The 15511-nt window shown below is 74.1% G+C and carries 15 protein-coding genes; 5 read left to right on the top strand and 10 right to left on the bottom strand.

Annotated elements, in window-relative coordinates; genetic code table 11:
• The first annotated feature begins 12 nt into the window (after positions 1 to 12).
• The 4 genes from J4709_RS51130 (at position 13) to J4709_RS51115 (ending at position 5098) form a co-directional block, all read left to right on the top strand.
• Positions 13 to 2520, top strand: a complete 2508-nt coding sequence (locus J4709_RS51130; protein ID WP_208252789.1) for a DEAD/DEAH box helicase — start codon at positions 13 to 15, stop codon at positions 2518 to 2520.
• 14 nt (positions 2521 to 2534) lie between these two features.
• The gene (locus J4709_RS51125; RefSeq protein ID WP_208252788.1) at positions 2535 to 3332 is read left to right on the top strand and encodes a carbon-nitrogen hydrolase family protein; all 798 of its coding nucleotides are present in this window, start codon (positions 2535 to 2537) and stop codon (positions 3330 to 3332) included.
• A 123-nt stretch (positions 3333 to 3455) separates the two neighbouring features.
• Positions 3456 to 4100 carry a hypothetical protein gene (locus J4709_RS51120; protein WP_208252787.1) on the top strand — a complete coding sequence of 215 codons (645 nt, stop codon included), beginning with the start codon at positions 3456 to 3458 and terminating at the stop codon, positions 4098 to 4100.
• Positions 4097 to 5098 (top strand): hypothetical protein, encoded by a 1002-nt coding sequence (locus J4709_RS51115; RefSeq protein WP_208252786.1) that lies wholly within the window; start codon positions 4097 to 4099, stop codon positions 5096 to 5098. Before J4709_RS51120 ends, J4709_RS51115 begins: the two co-directional genes overlap by 4 nt.
• Before the next feature lie 43 nt (positions 5099 to 5141).
• Here the strand turns inward: J4709_RS51115 and J4709_RS51110 are convergent, their stop codons facing one another.
• The 6 genes from J4709_RS51110 to J4709_RS51085 all read right to left on the bottom strand — a co-directional run bounded on the left by J4709_RS51110 (position 5142) and on the right by J4709_RS51085 (position 10871).
• Positions 5142 to 6521 carry an FAD-binding oxidoreductase gene (locus tag J4709_RS51110; protein ID WP_208252785.1) on the bottom strand — a complete coding sequence of 460 codons (1380 nt, stop codon included), beginning with the start codon at positions 6519 to 6521 and terminating at the stop codon, positions 5142 to 5144.
• Between the two features lie 42 nt (positions 6522 to 6563).
• Positions 6564 to 7109 carry a Clp protease N-terminal domain-containing protein gene (locus J4709_RS51105; RefSeq protein WP_208252784.1) on the bottom strand — a complete coding sequence of 182 codons (546 nt, stop codon included), beginning with the start codon at positions 7107 to 7109 and terminating at the stop codon, positions 6564 to 6566.
• 3 nt (positions 7110 to 7112) lie between these two features.
• Entirely contained in the window at positions 7113 to 7346 is a 234-nt protein-coding gene (locus tag J4709_RS51100; protein WP_173100187.1) for a helix-turn-helix domain-containing protein, read from the bottom strand.
• A gap of 84 nt (positions 7347 to 7430) precedes the next feature.
• Positions 7431 to 8447, bottom strand: coding sequence for a CNNM domain-containing protein (locus tag J4709_RS51095; RefSeq protein WP_208252783.1), 1017 nt, complete (start codon positions 8445 to 8447; stop codon positions 7431 to 7433).
• The gene (locus J4709_RS51090; protein WP_208252782.1) at positions 8444 to 9793 is read right to left on the bottom strand and encodes a hemolysin family protein; all 1350 of its coding nucleotides are present in this window, start codon (positions 9791 to 9793) and stop codon (positions 8444 to 8446) included. Before J4709_RS51090 ends, J4709_RS51095 begins: the two co-directional genes overlap by 4 nt.
• A gap of 178 nt (positions 9794 to 9971) precedes the next feature.
• Positions 9972 to 10871: an EamA family transporter gene (locus J4709_RS51085; protein ID WP_208252781.1), complete on the bottom strand. Its 900-nt coding sequence runs from the start codon at positions 10869 to 10871 to the stop codon at positions 9972 to 9974.
• A 218-nt stretch (positions 10872 to 11089) separates the two neighbouring features.
• On the opposite strand from J4709_RS51085, the gene J4709_RS51080 reads away from it, so the two are divergent.
• Positions 11090 to 12109: a hypothetical protein gene (locus tag J4709_RS51080; protein WP_208252780.1), complete on the top strand. Its 1020-nt coding sequence runs from the start codon at positions 11090 to 11092 to the stop codon at positions 12107 to 12109.
• Positions 12110 to 12174: 65 nt separating this feature from the next.
• Here J4709_RS51080 and J4709_RS51075 read toward each other — a convergent pair whose 3' ends face one another.
• From J4709_RS51075 to J4709_RS51060, 4 genes are all read right to left on the bottom strand, one after another.
• Positions 12175 to 14052, bottom strand: coding sequence for a CASTOR/POLLUX-related putative ion channel (locus J4709_RS51075; protein ID WP_307802161.1), 1878 nt, complete (start codon positions 14050 to 14052; stop codon positions 12175 to 12177).
• Between the two features lie 197 nt (positions 14053 to 14249).
• Positions 14250 to 14579 (bottom strand): histone-like nucleoid-structuring protein Lsr2, encoded by a 330-nt coding sequence (locus tag J4709_RS51070; protein ID WP_173100192.1) that lies wholly within the window; start codon positions 14577 to 14579, stop codon positions 14250 to 14252.
• A gap of 17 nt (positions 14580 to 14596) precedes the next feature.
• Positions 14597 to 14953: a histone-like nucleoid-structuring protein Lsr2 gene (locus J4709_RS51065; RefSeq protein ID WP_208252779.1), complete on the bottom strand. Its 357-nt coding sequence runs from the start codon at positions 14951 to 14953 to the stop codon at positions 14597 to 14599.
• A gap of 160 nt (positions 14954 to 15113) precedes the next feature.
• Positions 15114 to 15511 (bottom strand): PucR family transcriptional regulator (locus tag J4709_RS51060; RefSeq protein WP_208252778.1); only part of this gene is annotated, 398 nt, incomplete at its 5' end.

Below are 15511 nucleotides of genomic sequence, written 5' to 3'. Positions count from 1 at the left end.
CAGGATGGAGGGGTGAGTCTTATCGATGAGCTTCCTTCCGGTACCGACGCCGATCCCGATGCGCTGTTCGAGGCGTTCGAGCGATGGGTGTCAGGGCGCGGGATCACGCTGTACCCCGCGCAGGAGGAGGCGCTCATCGAGGTCGTCTCGGGCGCCAACGTGATCCTTTCGACGCCGACCGGGTCGGGCAAGAGCCTGGTGGCGGCGGGGGCGCTGTTCGCGGCGCTCGGCAAGGACCAGGTCGGCTTCTACACGGCGCCGATCAAGGCGCTGGTGTCGGAGAAGTTCTTCGACCTGTGCGAGATGTTCGGCCGGGAGAACGTCGGAATGATGACCGGCGACGCCAGCGTGAACGCCGACGCGCCGATCGTGTGCTGCACCGCCGAGGTGCTGGCGAACATCGCGCTGCGGGACGGCGCCGACGCCGACATCGGCGTGGTCGTGATGGACGAGTTCCACTTCTACGCCGAGCCGGAGCGGGGCTGGGCGTGGCAGATCCCGCTGCTGGAGCTGCCGCAGACGCAGTTCCTGCTGATGTCGGCGACGCTCGGCGACGTCGGGTTCTTCCAGAAGGACCTGACGCGCCGGACGGGGCGCCCGACGGCGCTGGTGACGTCGGCGGAGCGGCCCGTCCCGCTGATCTACGACTACCGGGTGACGCCGCTGCACGAGACGATCGAGGAGCTGCTGGCCGAGCAGAAGGCGCCGATCTACCTGGTGCACTTCACGCAGGCGGCGGCGATCGAGCGGGCGCAGTCGCTGATGAGCATCAACGTGTGCACGAAGGCGGAGAAGGCGCGGATCGCCGAGCTGATCGGCGGGTTCCGGTTCACGACGAAGTTCGGCCGGAACCTGTCGCGGTTCGTGCGGCACGGGATCGGGGTGCACCACGCGGGGATGCTGCCGAAGTACCGGCGGCTGGTGGAGCGGCTCGCGCAGGCGGGGCTGCTGAAGGTCATCTGCGGGACGGACACGCTGGGCGTGGGGGTGAACGTCCCGATCAGGACGGTGGTGTTCACCGCGCTGAGCAAGTACGACGGGCACCGGGTGCGGCGGCTGCGGGCGCGGGAGTTCCACCAGATCGCCGGGCGGGCCGGGCGTGCCGGGTTCGACACGGTCGGGTTCGTGGTGGCGCAGGCCCCCGAGCACGTGGTGGAGAACGAGAAGGCCCTCGCGAAGGCCGGCGACGACCCGAAGAAGCGGCGGAAGGTGCAGCGCAAGAAGCCGCCGGAGGGGTTCGTCGGCTGGGACGAGGAGGTCTTCGCCAAGCTGCAGGACGCCGAGCCGGAGATGCTCCGGTCCCGGTTCCAGGTGTCGCACGCGATGCTGCTGTCGGTGATCGCCCGTCCGGGGAACGCGTTCCAGGCGATGAAGCGGCTGCTGACCGACAACCACGAGGAGCCGTCGGCGCAGCGCCGGCACATCTCCCGGGCCATCGCGATCTACCGGTCGCTGCTGGCCGGCGGGGTGGTGGAGGCGCTGCCGGAGCCGGACGACGTGGGCCGGTACGCGCGGATCACCGTCGACCTGCAGGAGGACTTCGCGCTCAACCAGCCGCTGTCGACGTTCGCGCTGGCGACGTTCGAGGTGCTGGACCCGTCGTCGCCGTCGTACGCGCTGGACGTCCTGTCGGTGATCGAGGCGACGCTGGACGACCCGCGGCAGATCCTCGCGGCGCAGGTCAACAAGGCGCGCGGCGAGGCCGTCCAGGAGATGAAGGCGGAGGGGATCGAGTACGAGGAGCGGATGGAGCTGCTCCAGGACGTCGACCATCCGAAGCCGCTGGAGGAGGAGCTCGACGCCGCGTACGAGATCTACCGGGCCGGGCACCCGTGGGTCGGCGACCATCCGCTGCGGCCGAAGTCGATCGTCCGGGACATGTACGAGCGGGCGATGACGTTCACCGAGTACATCGGCTTCTACGAGCTGGCGCGGGCGGAGGGCCTCGTCCTGCGGTACCTGTCGGGGGCGTACAAGGCGCTGCAGCAGACCGTCCCCGAGTCGATCAAGACCGACGACCTCATCGACCTGATCGAGTGGCTCGGGGAGCTGGTGCGGCAGGTCGACTCCAGCCTGCTGGACGAGTGGGAGCAGCTGGCGAACCCGTCCGAGGAGGACGTGGACGTGCCGATCGAGGACCGGGTCACCCGGGTGACCGCGAACGCGCGGGCGTTCCGGGTGCTGGTCCGCAACGCGCTGTTCCGCCGGGTGGAGCTGGCGGCGCTGGAGCGGTACCGGGAGCTCGCGGAGCTGGACCCCGACTTCGGCGAGGACGCGTGGCGGGAGGCGATGGACGGGTACTTCGCCGAGCACGAGGAGCTGTTCACCGGCCCGGACGCGCGCGGGCCGAAGCTGCTGCAGATCGAGGAGGTCCCGGACGACGCGCTGTGGCGGGTCCGCCAGGTGTTCGACGACCCGGCGGGCGACCACGACTGGGGGATCTCCGCCGAGGTCGACCTCGCGGGCTCCGACCAGGAGGGCGCCGCCGTCATCCGGGTCACCGCCGTCGACCGGATGTGACAGGAGGGCTGGAGATGGTGCAGGTCGCGGTGGCGCAGTTCGCGCCCGGTGAGGACAAGGACGCCAACCTGGCGGCGATCGGGAAGCTCGCCGCGGAGGCGGCGGGGCGCGGCGCGCGGGTGGCCGTGTTCCCGGAGTTCGCGATGTTCACGGCGCCGCGGCTGGACCGCCGGTTCGTCGACGCGGCCGAGCCGCTGGACGGCCCGTTCGCGTCCGGGCTCGGCGAGCTGGCGCGCCGGCACGGCCTGCACGTCGTGGCGGGTGTGAACGAGCGCCTGGACGACCCCGGCCGGATCTCCAACACCCTCCTCGCGATCGGCCCGGACGGCGCCGTCGCCGCCACGTACCGCAAGACGCACCTGTACGACGCGTTCGGGTACGAGGAGTCGGCGGTCGTCCGGCACGGCCCGATCGGCGACCCCGAGACGTTCACCGTGGACGGCGTCCGGTTCGGCATGCAGACCTGCTACGACGTCCGGTTCCCGGAGGTGACGCGGCGGATCGTGGACGCGGGCGCGGACGTGCTGGCGCTGCCGGCCGAGTGGGTGCCCGGGCCGCTCAAGGAGGACCACTGGCGCACGCTGGTGCGGGCCCGCGCGATCGAGAACACGATCTACGTGGCGGCCGCCGACCAGTGCGCCCCGACCGGCGCCGGCAACAGCATGATCGTCGACCCGATGGGCGTCGTCGTCGCGGCGGTGGGGGAGACGACCGGCACGGCGGCGGCCGACGTGTCGCCGGAGCGCGTCGCGGCCGTGCGGGAGAAGAACCCGGCGCTGGCGCTGCGCCGCTTCACCGTCGTCCCGCGCTGAGCCGGTGACGGCGCGCCTCGCCGGGCGCCCGGCCCGCCCCCGGCGGGGCCGGGGTGTATCGAGCGGGCAACGGTCTCCGGCATTCTCCGTGCACGATCGTGTGCGGACCGTGACGATCGGATCGTGCCCGATTCCCGCGATCTCCCTCCGGCCGGATACACCCGCGCCGCGCCCCGCCCGCCCCTGCGCGCCCGCCTGTTCGCCGCGCTCGCCCTGGCCGCCCGTCCCCGGGCCCGCTCGCCGTTCCCGGCCGTCGTGCTGGCGCTGGTCCTGGCGGCCGGGATCGTCGGCGCGGTCGGTTACGGGATGAGGGACGAGCCGCCGGAGCGGACCCTCAGTCCGGACGGCGCGAGCCCGTCCGCGGCTCCGGCGTCGTCCGCGACGGCCGCCTCGTCCGCGACGGTCGCCGCCGCGCCTCCCGAGGCGCCGTGGACGGGCACGTCCGGTGCCGCGCCGGCCGCCCCGGCTCCGGTGTCCGGCTCGGTGAACGCTGGGGCCGGCCCGCAGGGCGGCGGGCCGGCCGGGGCGCCGCCGCACCCTACAGCGCCCGCACCGCCGCACGTCCGTCCCGCGGCCACGCGGCCGCCTCGTCCGCGCCCGCGCCCTCGGCCCAGGCCCGCGCCGCGGCCGCACGTGCCCGCCAAGCCGCGCCCCGCGCGCCCGGCCGCGCCCGCGTGGATCGGGCCGGAGTGCCACCGCCGGTTCCCGGGCGACGCGGCCCGGCAGGCGGCCTGCGTCGCGGCTCTGACCAGGTACTACGCGAAATGACGCAGATCACACGAACCTCCGGCCCCGCGGCGGGGTCGTACCCGACCATGAACCCGAACGCGTCCGATGCCATCGGCATGGCCCTTGTCAACGCCTTCGCGCAGCGCGGGTACCCCTGCGCGCTGCCCGACGCGGACACCATCGCCATCACCCGCAGGGACGGTTCCCAGGTGCACGGGAGCCTCGTGGAGTGGCGGCGGTACGCCGTGACCCGCCCGGCGGCGGAGCTGCCGGCCATGGCGGCCCAGTACGTCGACCAGGCCGTCCAGGCCCTGGAGCAGGGGCCCTCCGCCGCGCCCTCGGGCGGCGGGGCGCGCCGCATGATGGAGGAGGGCAGCCTGCGCATCCGCCTCTACCCGGAGGGCGCGCTCGACGAGCGGATGCGCGCCGCGCTGCTGACCCGCCCGCTCGCCCCCGGGCTGCTGGAGACGGTCGTGGCCGACCTGCCCGACTCGATCGTCCCGCTCAACCGGGCCGACCTCGGCGACGTGCCCGAGCACGAGGCGTTCGGCAACGCGCTGGCCCGCTCGATCGAGGCCGAGCCGCACTACGTCCAGGCCACCGACGTGGACGGGGTGAAGATCTCGCACATCGGCGAGCAGCACCGCTACATCGGCGCGCACGCGCACGTGCTGCGCCGCCACTTCCCGGGTCCGCTGCCGTTCGGCGCCCTCGTCGCCTTCCCGCTGCCCGAGTACGTCGCGGTGCACGAGATCGGCGCCGACCCCCACCTCGTCCTGGCGATCAAGACGATGCAGGACGTGGCGGCCAGGCTCGCCGGGACCGGGGAGCGGCCGGTCAGCCCGCAGGTGTACTGGTGGCGGCCGGGCGAGTACGAGCAGCTGGAGGAGCGCGCGGGCTTCTACAGTGGGCGCGTCCCGGACCTGCGGCCGGTCGGCGTGCAGGTCGAGCAGGGCGAGGACGGGCGGCTGAGCGTCGGGCTGCACGGCGACACGACGGCCGAGCTGGTGCAGGGCTGGGAGTCCGCGCGCGGCTGACCCGGGCGGGCGGCCGAGCGCGTCCCGCCCGGATACGCCCCGGTCAGGGCGTCCCGAAGACCTTGCCGGGGTTGAAGATGCCGGCCGGGTCCAGCGCGTCCTTCACCGCGTGGTGCATGGCGATGACGGCCGGGTCGAGCTCGGCGTGCAGGCCGCGCCGCTTCAGCAGCCCGACGCCGTGCTCGCCGGTGACGGTGCCGCCGAGGTCGATGGCGTCCGCCACGATCCGGTCGAACGCGCGCTGGGCCCGGACCCGGGCGTCGTCGTCGCCCGCAGGCGCGATGATCAGCGGGTGCAGGTTGCCGTCGCCGGCGTGCGCGATGTTGGCGATGTGGGTTCCGGTGTCGGACGCGGCGGCCTCGATCCGGGTCAGCATCTCCGGGACGAGCGCGCGCGGCACGCACACGTCCTCGGTGAGGACGGGCCCGAGCCGCTCCAGCGCCGGGTAGGCGAGCCGGCGCGCGGCGAACAGCGCCTCGGCCTCCGCCTCGTCGGACGAGCGGGCGCTCCAGGTCGCGCCCGCCTCCTTGAACAGGGCGACCATCGCGTCGGCTTCGGCCTCGCCCGCCTCGCCGGGCAGGTCGGTGCGGCCGAGGAGCAGGACGTTCGCGTCGGCGGACAGCCCCATGTTCCGCCACGCGTCGACCGCCTCCAGGCAGTGCCGGTCGACCAGCTCCAGCGCGCTCGGCACGATCCCGGCGGCGGTGACGCGGCTGACGGCCTCGCCCGCGTCCCGCAGCGCGTCGAAGTACCCGACGACGGTGTGCTCGGGGGCGCGGGCGCCGCGCAGCCGCACGGTGACCTCGGTGATCACGCCGAGCGTGCCCTCGGAGCCGACCATCAGCCCGCACAGGTCGTACCCGGCGACGCCCTTGGCGGTGCGGCGGCCGAGCCGCACCACCTCGCCGCGCCCGACGACCGCCTCGACGGCCAGCACGTAGTCGCGGGTGACGCCGTACTTGACGCAGCAGACGCCGCCGGCGTTGGTGGCGGTGTTGCCGCCGATCGTGGACCACGGCGAGCTGGCCGGGTCCGGCGGGTACCACAGGCCGCGCTCGGCGGCGGCGAGCCGCAGCACGTCGTTGACGACGCCGGGCTGGACGACGGCGAGCCGCTCCGCCGCGTCGATCTCGACGATCTCGTTCATCGCCTCCAGGGACAGCACCACGCACCCGTCCAGGGCGTTCGCGCCGCCTGACAGCCCCGTGCCGGCGCCACGCGGCACGACCGGGACGCCGTGCTCGGCGCAGGCGGCCACGACGGCCCGGACGTCCTCGGTGGATCCGGCGCGGACGAGCGCGGCGGGCGTCCCGCGGGGCGCCCACTCCGCCTCGTCGTGCGCGTAGGAGGCGACCACGTCGGGGTCGGTGACGAGCCGGGCGGCGGGGACGGCGTTGCGGAGGGCATCCAGGAAAGCGGGCATGTCCCCACGTAATCACACCGCCGCGGCCGGGTGGGGCGGTGGTCAGGCCGCCTCGGTGGTGAGCAGCCGGGTGACGTCGGCGCGCAGCTCCGCCACGTCCGCGCCCGCCTCGGCGGCCAGCCGCACCGCCAGGAACTCGTCGTCGTGCAGGACACCGAGCAGGATGTGGCCGGCGGCGATCTCCTTCTGCTTGAGCCGGATCGCGTGCCGCAGGCTCAGCTCCATGGCCTTCTTGGCCTTCGGGGTGAACGGGATGTGGCCGGTGGGGCGGCCCTTGCGCCCGCGCGGGGCGTCGAGGGCGCCTTCCCCGAACGCCTCCTCCGTCGCCTCGCGGACGGCGTCGAGGTCGATGCCGAGGGTGCGCAGCGCCTCGGGGTCGAGCCCGTCGTCGGCGTGGCGGGCGATCCGGTGCCGGAGGTCGGCCGCCTCGAGCCCGTGCGCGCGCAGCGTCCCGCGCATGGCGTTGTCGTGGGCGCAGAACGCGAGCAGCAGGTGCTCGGTGCCGATGTGGTGGTGGTTGAGCATGCGGGCGTCCTCCTGGGCGAGGACGACGACGCGCCGCGCGTCCTTGGTGAAGCGCTCGAACATCTCCTACTGCTCCTTCTTGAGGAGGCGGCGCCCGCCGCCGTGCTTCTTGTGGACGGCCTGCCGGCTCACGCCGAGGCAGACCGCGATGTCCTGCCAGGACCAGCCCTGCTCGCGGGCGCTGGCCACCTGCAGCGCCTCCAGCCGCTCGGCCAGCTCGCGCAGCGCGCGGACGGCCCGCAGGCCGACCGCGGGGTCCCTGCTGCTCGCCTCCTGGGCGAGTGTCACTCCATCGCTCATGTCTGTCAATGTAGGTTGACACTCGCGGCGTTGTCAACCGACGTTGACGCATCGGTGTCGCGGTGACGGTGGGGTCGCGGCCCGTCAGGAGAGTTTCAGCAGCGTGGTGAGCAGGTCGTCCAGGCTGACCAGGCCCGCGACCCGCCCGTCCGGGCCGATCGCCAGGCCCAGCTGGCTGTGCCGCGCCCGCAGCGTCGCGACGGCCTCGCCGACGGGCGTGCCCACCGGCATCGCCGGCACCGGATGCGCCAGCTGCCCGGCCGGGGTGTCGCGGCCGCGCGCCCGCGCCAGGTAGGCGTCGCGGACGTGCACCATCCGCGCCTGCCCGCCGCCCGAGCCGCGCAGCATGATCCGGACCCGGCCGGTCCGCGCGGCGGTGTCGATGACCTCCTGCGGGGACGCCTCCGGCGGCACCGACACGATCTCGTCCACCGGCACCACCAGCCCCGACAGCGGCGCGCGCGGCGCGTCCAGCGCGGCCGTCAGCAGGGTCAGGTCGCGCTGCCCGATCAGCCCGAGCCGCCGCGACTCCTCGGCGATGCTGCGCAGCTGCTCCGGCGTCCGCGACACCTCCCGCGTCTCGCCCGGATGCACGCCCGCCGCGCGCAGCAGCAGGTTCGTCGCGCCGTTCAGCGCCGCCAGCACCGGCCGGACGACCGTCGTGAACGCCCGGAACGGCAGCGCCAGCACCGTCGCCGACCGCTCCGGGCCCGCGATCGAGAACGACTTCGGCGCCATCTCCCCGACGACCATGTGCAGGAACGTCACCACGCCGAGCGCGATCACGAACCCGACCGCGTGCGCCACACCGCCCGACAGCCCCGCGGCGTGGAACAGCGGCGCCAGCGCCTCGGTGAACACCGGCTCCGACACCAGGCCCAGCCCCAGCGAGCACATCGTGATGCCGAGCTGCGCGCCCGCGAGCGTCAGCGACAGCTCGCCGATCCCCGCCACCGCCGCCCCCGCGGCCCGGCTCCCGCGCGCGGCGGCCCGCTCCAGCCGCGGCCGCTTCGCCGCCACCAGCGCGAACTCCGTCGCGACGAAGAACCCGTTGCCGGCCAGCAGCGCCAGCGTCACCGGGACGCCCGTGGTGAGGTTCACCGGTCACCGCCGTCCCGGCCGCCGGGCGCGGTGTCGACGGTCCGGACCCGGATCAGCTCCGGGACGTGCCGGTGGATGGTCAGCACCTCCACGACGGCGGTGCGCGGCGGCTCGTCCAGCCGGGTCGGCTCCAGTTCCACCCGCACCACGTCGCCGGGCCGCGCCACCCGCCCGAGCCGCTTCAGCAGCAGGCCCGCGACGGTCTCGTAGTCGCCCTCCGGCAGCGCGATCCCGGTCTCGTGCGCCACCTCGTCCACCCGCAGCCCGGCGTCGGTGGTCCACCACTCGCCGCGCCGGATCGCCAGGTCCTCGTCCTGGTCGTGCTCGTCGGCGATCTCCCCGACCAGCTCCTCCGCCACGTCCTCCCAGGTGATCAACCCGGCGAAGCCGCCGTACTCGTCGACCACGCAGGCCACCGGCGCGTCGGCGCCGCGCAGCCGCGCCACCACGTCCGGCAGCGGCAGTGACGAGGGCAGCAGCAGCGGCGGCCGGGCGATCGCGCCCACCGCGGTCCGCTCCGCCTCCTGCGGGCCGAGCAGGACCAGCTCGGCCAGCCCGACGATCCCGACCACGTCGTCGACCCGCTCCCCGACGACCGGGTAGCGGGAGTGCCCGCTCGCGGAGATGATCTCGCTCAGCTCCGCCGCGCGTGCCGACGCGGGCACCGTCACCACGTCCACCCGCGGCACCATGACCTCCTCGGCGTCCCGCTCGGAGAACGCCAGCGCCCGCTCCAGCAGGTCGGCGTGCGCCTCCTGGAACTGCTCGCCGGACTCGCCGATGATGTGCCCGAGCTCCTCCAGCGTCGCGCCGTGGTGCAGCTCCTCGACCGGCTCGATCCCGACCGCCCGGACGAGCCGGTTCGCCGCCGCGTCGAACAGCCGGATCACCGGCGCCGCCACCGCCAGGTACGCCAGCGTGGACCCGGCCAGCCACCGCGCCATCGCCTCCGCCCGCGCCAGCGCCAGGTTCTTCGGGAACAGCTCGCCCAGCACCATCTGCAGCACCGTCGCCAGCACGAACCCGAGCGCGACCGCGACGCCGCCCGACACCCCGCGCGGCACCCCCGCCGCGTCCAGCGCCGGCGAGATCAGGTCGGCGAGGGCCGGCTTGGCGATGAACCCCACCACCAGCGCGGTCACGGTGATGCCGAGCTGCGCGCCGGACAGCATGAACGACAGCCGCTCCATCACCCGGACGGCGCGCGCCGCCGCGCGGTCGCCCTCCGCGGCCCGCTGGTCCAGCAGCGGGCGGTCCGCGGTGACGAACGCGAACTCCTGCGCCACGAAGTAGCCCGTCGCGGCGGTCAGCACCAGGACCGCGAGCAGTCCCAGCGCGCCGTTCACCGGCCCCCCGCGCCGTCCGAGGCCGGCCCGACGGCCGGCGGCCCGCTCTGCCCGGGCACCGTGTCCCCTTCCGCGCGTCCCTGCAAGATCCCTTCCTACCCTGCCAGGACCCGGCATGCGCCGCGAGACCCGCCCGTGCGGCGGGCCGGATGCGGCGGCGGGCCGGTGCGCGGTGATGCTAGTGCGCGGTGATGAGGACGACGCCCGCCGCGACCACGCAGGCCGCCGCGATCCGGCGCGGGCCGAGCCGCTCGGAGAAGAACACCGCGCCGATCACCGCGCCCGAGATCACCCCGGTCTCGCGCAGCGCCGCCACCGACGCCAGCGCGCCGCGGGTCTGCGCCCACAGCACGATCCCGTACGCCGCCATCGAGATCAGGCCGCCCGCCAGGCCGCGCAGGACGGCGGCGCGGGGCAGCCGGGTGAGCGTCGCGCGGCCGCGCAGCGCCAGCACGAGCGCGACCGTCACCGGCGCCTGGATGGCGAACAGCCACGACGTGTACGCCACGGACCCGCCCGAGTGCCGCACCCCGACGCCGTCCAGGAGCGTGTAGCCCGCGATGGACACGCCGGTCAGCAGCGCCGCCACCACGGCACGCGGATCGCGCTCCTTGGCCCCGCCCGCGGTTCCGCCGTCCCCGCCGTTTCCCGCGCCGCCGTCCGCGCCCGCGGAGTCGCGGCGGCCCGCGAAGGCCAGCACGCCGAGCCCGCCGCAGATCGCCGCGACGCCCGCGTCCTGCGCCCAGGTGAGGCGCTCCCCGAGCGCCACCGCCGCGACGACCGCGACGATCAGCGGCGCGCTGCCCCGCGCCAGCGGGTACACCTGGCTGAAGTCGCCGAGCTGGTACGCCGCCAGCAGCAGCCCCATGTACACGACGTGGACGACCGCCGACGCGACGAGCCACGGCCACGCCGCCCGGTCCGGCGGGCCGCCGATCAGGGCCAGCGGCACCACCACCAGCGCCTCGCCGAGGCCGATCAGCGCGAACGAGGCCCACCGGTCCGGCGCGCCCTTCGCGATCGCGTTCCAGGTGGCGTGCAGCATTCCGGCGAAGATCACGGCGAGGGCGACGGTCATCCGCCCACCCCACCGCGAAAGGCCCGTCCTCCATACTGTTTTAGGTCACGGCTAAAGGGTCCACCGCCCCGCCGGACGGCCCGAATTTCCGGATCTCGTGACATTCCGGGGAGGGCTGGGCACAACTGATAGCAAGGGAAGGATGGAAGCACGGGCAGATCTCCCGCGGGGCGGCCCCGCCCGGCCCGCTGGACCTCCTGACGCGGTGGGGAGCGCCGATGAACGATGAGAGCCGTCCCCGTCCGGTGTTCGACCCGGGCATTCCCGCCGCGGAGCGCGCCGCGCTCGCCGCCGCGCCGCGGCGGCTCGTCGCGGCGCACCTGCCCGCGCCCGCGCCGCCCGCCCTGACCCTCGCCACCGTCGCCGGCCGGGTGCTGTGGATCCCGGCGTTCGCCTTCTTCTACGGCGTGCTGCCCGGCGGCTGGCTGCGGGTGTTCTTCCTCGCCTCGCTCGACCAGGACGACCTCGTCGGCGGCGCGCTGCGGTGGGGGAGGCTGCCGGTCCTGGCGATGATGCTCACCCCGGCGCTGCAGGTCGTCCTGCTGATGCTCGGGCAGACGGAGGCCGCCGTGCTGCTCGCCGCCGTCAGCTTCACCGGCTGGGTGGCGGGCGCGCTGCGGCACCTGCGCGAGCCCGCCGCCTCGCGCGCCGCCCGCGAGCACCACGGCCGCTACCTGCTGCCCGCCGACTTCGACCGGCCCGCGACCCGGCTGCTCGTCCGCGCGCAGCGCGCCGTCGACGCCGTCCTGTGCTCGCAGTCGCACCGCGCCGGGCTGCTCGACGACGTCGGCGACACGGTCGTGCTGCCCCGGCAGGAATGGGCGATCGCGTCCACCCTCGCCGAGCACACCCGGCTGCGCCGGGAGCGGCACGCCCAGCGGGCCGAGCGGCTGTCCCCGCGGGTCCGCGCGCTCCTCGAACCGCAGGACCGCGCGCTCGCGCTGTCGGCGCGGTCCGTCACCGGCCGGATCGAGGCGCTGGAGACGTACGCGCGCCGCGCCGCCGACGCCGACGACGCCTACCACGAGGCGCGGGTCCTGGCGGCGCTCCCGGAGCAGAACGCCCGCTACCGCGACCTGCTCGCCGCCACGGCCGGCGACGAACTGGCGGGCACCGAGATCCGCGGCATGGCCGAGGACGCCCGCCGCACCGAACGCGCCCTCCGCGAGCAGGTCGCCGACGCGCTCGGCGCCGCCCCGGAACTCGCCGTCCCCGACGACCGCGAAGAGGCGTCCTAGGGCCGCCTCGCCCCGCTGCCGGCCGGTGCGCGCTCAGGGACGGCCGGCCCGCGCCCGTACGCGCGTCAGTTCTCCGCGAGGACGATGACGCGGTCCCGCGCCGACAGCACCAGCGGGGCCGTCTTGTCCGGGTTGAGCACCACGCCGTACCCCGGCGGCTCGTGGTACCGGTCGATCAGCCGGTAGCCGAGCGCGACCTCGCCGCGCCGCCGCGCCGACTCGATCAGCGTCGCGAAGTCGGCGGTGCCGCCCGGCGCGAGGTAGTCGCAGGCGGGCTTGAGGTAGATCTCCGACCCGGCCGGGTCGAGCAGGTCGGCGAACACGTCGTACAGGTGCCGGTTCTCGCTCAGCTGGGTCAGCATCAGGCTGATCAGCTTGTCGCTGACCACGAAGTCGTCGGCCTTGGTGACCTGCGCGACCTCCCGGTTGGCGTCGTCGTTAATCTCGCTGACGATGGAGAACGGGTCGCCGAGCGCGTCCTCCATGTCGCGCAGGTGCAGCAGCGTCACCAGCGTGCGCGCGTCGGCGTGCTCGCGGTCGTAGCCGGCCTCCGACAGCACGATGACGTGCTGGAAGGACCCGACGTCCAGGGACTCCAGCGACGGCCGCTCGGTCGGCTCGGCGCGCACGAACCCGACCTTGAGGTTGGCGAACGGGCCGAGCCCGCCGGTCGGGTCCTCGCGCGGCGCGGCCACCGTCAGCACCGAACCGGGCGCGAGGAAGTCGTCCAGCAGCTCGATGATCTTCTGGGCGCGGTGGTTCCAGCCGAGCAGCAGGGTGCGCTCGGGCACCGGCTCGCGCGCGGTCGCGGTGGTGATCGCCCGCTCCCGGACCGGCGGCGGCGGCCCGGCCGCGAGCCGGATCAGCAGGTCGTCCTCGGCCAGCACGATGATCTCGTCGTCGGCGCTGACCGGGGTGTCCATCGGCGGGTTCAGCGCGACCGTGCCGTCGCGGCGCCGCAGCCCCGCCGGGACGCCGAGGTCGTAGCGCGACAGCGTCTCGCCGAACGCCAGTCCCGCCAGCGACGGCTCGGCCCGCATGTAGAACTCGTGCCCGGCGAAGTCCAGCAGGTCGGTGCAGACCTGCGACAGCCCGGACTGCCGGTGCGACTGGACGATCAGCCGGATCGCGATGTCGTCGGCGTCGATGACCCGGGCGGCCTCGCCGCCCGCCAGCCGCGCCGCGGGCAGGTTCGCCGAGTCGTGCACGGCGGCGACGACGTGCGGCCGCCGCCGCTCCCAGGTGCGCGCGCCGAGCGACAGCAGCACCTTGATGACGTGGGTGTCGGCGTCCTCGACCTCCGGCGAGATCACCATGATGGACCGCGCGGTGCCGGGGCTGACCAGCTCCAGGTCGGCGACCTTCAGCGGGTTGCCGGTGCGGCACACGATCCGGGTCCGGCCGAACTCGCCGACCCGCGCCCGGATGGCGTCCTCCATCTCGACCTTGTCGCGGTCGGCGAGGATCGCCACGCAGGAGCGCCGCTCGCTCTGATTGGCCTCCACCAGCTCGGCGACGACCGTGAACACCTGTTCCGACCAGCCGAGCAGCACGGTGTGGCCGTGCTCGACGATCCGCGACCGGCCCTTGCGCAGCTCGGTGATCTTGCTCTCCAGGCCGGTGGTGATGACGCCGATCAGCGAGCTGACGATGAAGATGCCGCCGACCGTGGCGACCAGCATCAGGCCGAGGAACGCGACGCCGCCGCTGTCGCCGCCCATCGTGCCGGGGTCGAGGGTGCGCAGCAGGCTGCGCCACACCATGCCGGGCCAGTGCCCGTTGCGGTCGCTGTCGCGCGGCGCGAGGACGACCGCGGCCGTCGCCACCACCAGCACCAGCGCCGCCGAGGCGAGCCCGAGCCAGCCGATGAGCGCCGGCGTCCCCTTCGACATCGTGGTGTCGAACCAGTACCGGACACGGTCCCGTCGAGTCGCGTGCTTCAACCCCGCTTGCCCCCTTTGCCGGTCCCCCCGGGCGTCACCCTACCGACTTGCACGGCGATGATGTCCACCATGCGGAATTCGGGGAATGCCGAGCGAAAGGCGATTTGCCCGGTGCGCACTAATGCGGGAGGGGCCGGAGTGAGAATTCCACTCCGGCCCCTCGGCGCTCCGCCGGAACTCGGCCGGCCGCGCGAGCGCTAGTGCGCGGCCTCGTACTGCTCGATCACATTGGCGGGGATACGACCCCGCTCATTGACCTTGATGCCGTGGTTCTTGGCCCACTCGCGAATCTCGGCGGACCGCTCGCGGCTGCCCGCGGTGCGCGTACCGCGCACCTGCCGCCCGGCGGGCTTGCGCGCCTTGCGGGCACCGGCCACGAACGGCTCCAGCCCGTCGCGCAGCTTCGCGGCGTTCTTCTTGCTCAGGTCGATCTCGTAAGTGGTGCCATCGAGCGAAAAGCTGACCGTCTCGTCGGCCTCGCCACCGTCGATGTCGTCCACGAGAAGGACTTCGACCTTCTGTGCCATGCGGGGACTCCCTCTAGCTATGCGTCCGGCTTCGCGTCCGGATGAGCGTCGATGAATGCAGCATAGACCTCATCCGATATCTTGCCACGTTCGGAGACTTCGACGCCCTCGCGCAATGCCCACTCGCGGACATCGCCGTTCGTGTAGCCCTTGATCTTCGCGACCCGGGACTTGCGGCCCTTCCCGGCGGGCTTCACCTCGGCGGCGTTCTCGATGAAGGGCGCGAGCGCGTCCAGCATCTCGTTCAGCCGCTTGAAGTTGTCCTCGCTGAGGTCGATCGTGAACGTCCGACCCAGGACCTCGAAGTCCCGCTTGGCGACATCGTCCCCTTCGGAGCCGTCGATGTCGTCGACTCGAATGACCTTCTCGGCCATCTGTACCTTGTGTTCCTTCCCCTCGCCTACGCGGCGCCCCTGACCGTAGCGGATTCCGCGCCCCACCATGACGTCGCGGCGCGGCGCGGCACGGGAAAAGGCGCGGCGGATCGGCGCACGATCGGCACGCGGATCGGCGCCGCGTTCGAGCGGGGGGCGCTCAGGAAGAGGAGCGGGCCCGGATCCAGGTGCTGAGCAGCAGCATCATCTCCAGGCGGAGTTCGGGGTCCTCGATGTCGAAGTCGAACATCTCGTGGAGTTGCGCGAGCCGGTACCGGACGGTCTGCGGGTGCACGCACAGCACTTCGGCGGCGCCCGTGGCGTTGAAGCCGTGCTTCATGCACTCCAGCAGCGTCTCGGCCAGCCGGACGCCCTGCCGCGCGCCCGCCGCCTCCAGCGGCGCCAGCCGCCGCGCCGCCACCAGCGCCGCGAGCGAGCCGCCCTCCTGCAGCAGCAGTTCCGGCAGGTGCGCGTCGGCGCGGACGAGCAGCCCGCCGCGCCGCGACCCGCGGCCCGCGCCGTTCGCCTTGCCCGCCGCGCCGCCGCCCCCGCCGCGCC

Source organism: Actinomadura violacea, from assembly GCF_017573465.1.
GTDB lineage: Bacteria > Actinomycetota > Actinomycetes > Streptosporangiales > Streptosporangiaceae > Spirillospora > Spirillospora violacea.
Note: the sequence above shows the minus strand (reverse complement) of the source record. Positions and strands in the feature narration are given on the sequence as shown.

Excerpts from the sequence above, each read along its gene's own strand:
- J4709_RS51125 (WP_208252788.1), top strand. The coding sequence starts at position 2,535 with ATGGTGCAGGTCGCGGTGGCGCAGTTCGCGCCCGGTGAGGACAAGGAC.
- J4709_RS51115 (WP_208252786.1), top strand. The coding sequence starts at position 4,097 with ATGACGCAGATCACACGAACCTCCGGCCCCGCGGCGGGGTCGTACCCG.
- J4709_RS51110 (WP_208252785.1), bottom strand. The coding sequence starts at position 6,521 with ATGCCCGCTTTCCTGGATGCCCTCCGCAACGCCGTCCCCGCCGCCCGG.
- J4709_RS51105 (WP_208252784.1), bottom strand. The coding sequence starts at position 7,109 with ATGTTCGAGCGCTTCACCAAGGACGCGCGGCGCGTCGTCGTCCTCGCC.
- J4709_RS51100 (WP_173100187.1), bottom strand. The coding sequence starts at position 7,346 with ATGAGCGATGGAGTGACACTCGCCCAGGAGGCGAGCAGCAGGGACCCC.
- J4709_RS51085 (WP_208252781.1), bottom strand. The coding sequence starts at position 10,871 with ATGACCGTCGCCCTCGCCGTGATCTTCGCCGGAATGCTGCACGCCACC.
- J4709_RS51080 (WP_208252780.1), top strand. The coding sequence starts at position 11,090 with ATGAACGATGAGAGCCGTCCCCGTCCGGTGTTCGACCCGGGCATTCCC.
- J4709_RS51070 (WP_173100192.1), bottom strand. The coding sequence starts at position 14,579 with ATGGCACAGAAGGTCGAAGTCCTTCTCGTGGACGACATCGACGGTGGC.
- J4709_RS51065 (WP_208252779.1), bottom strand. The coding sequence starts at position 14,953 with ATGGCCGAGAAGGTCATTCGAGTCGACGACATCGACGGCTCCGAAGGG.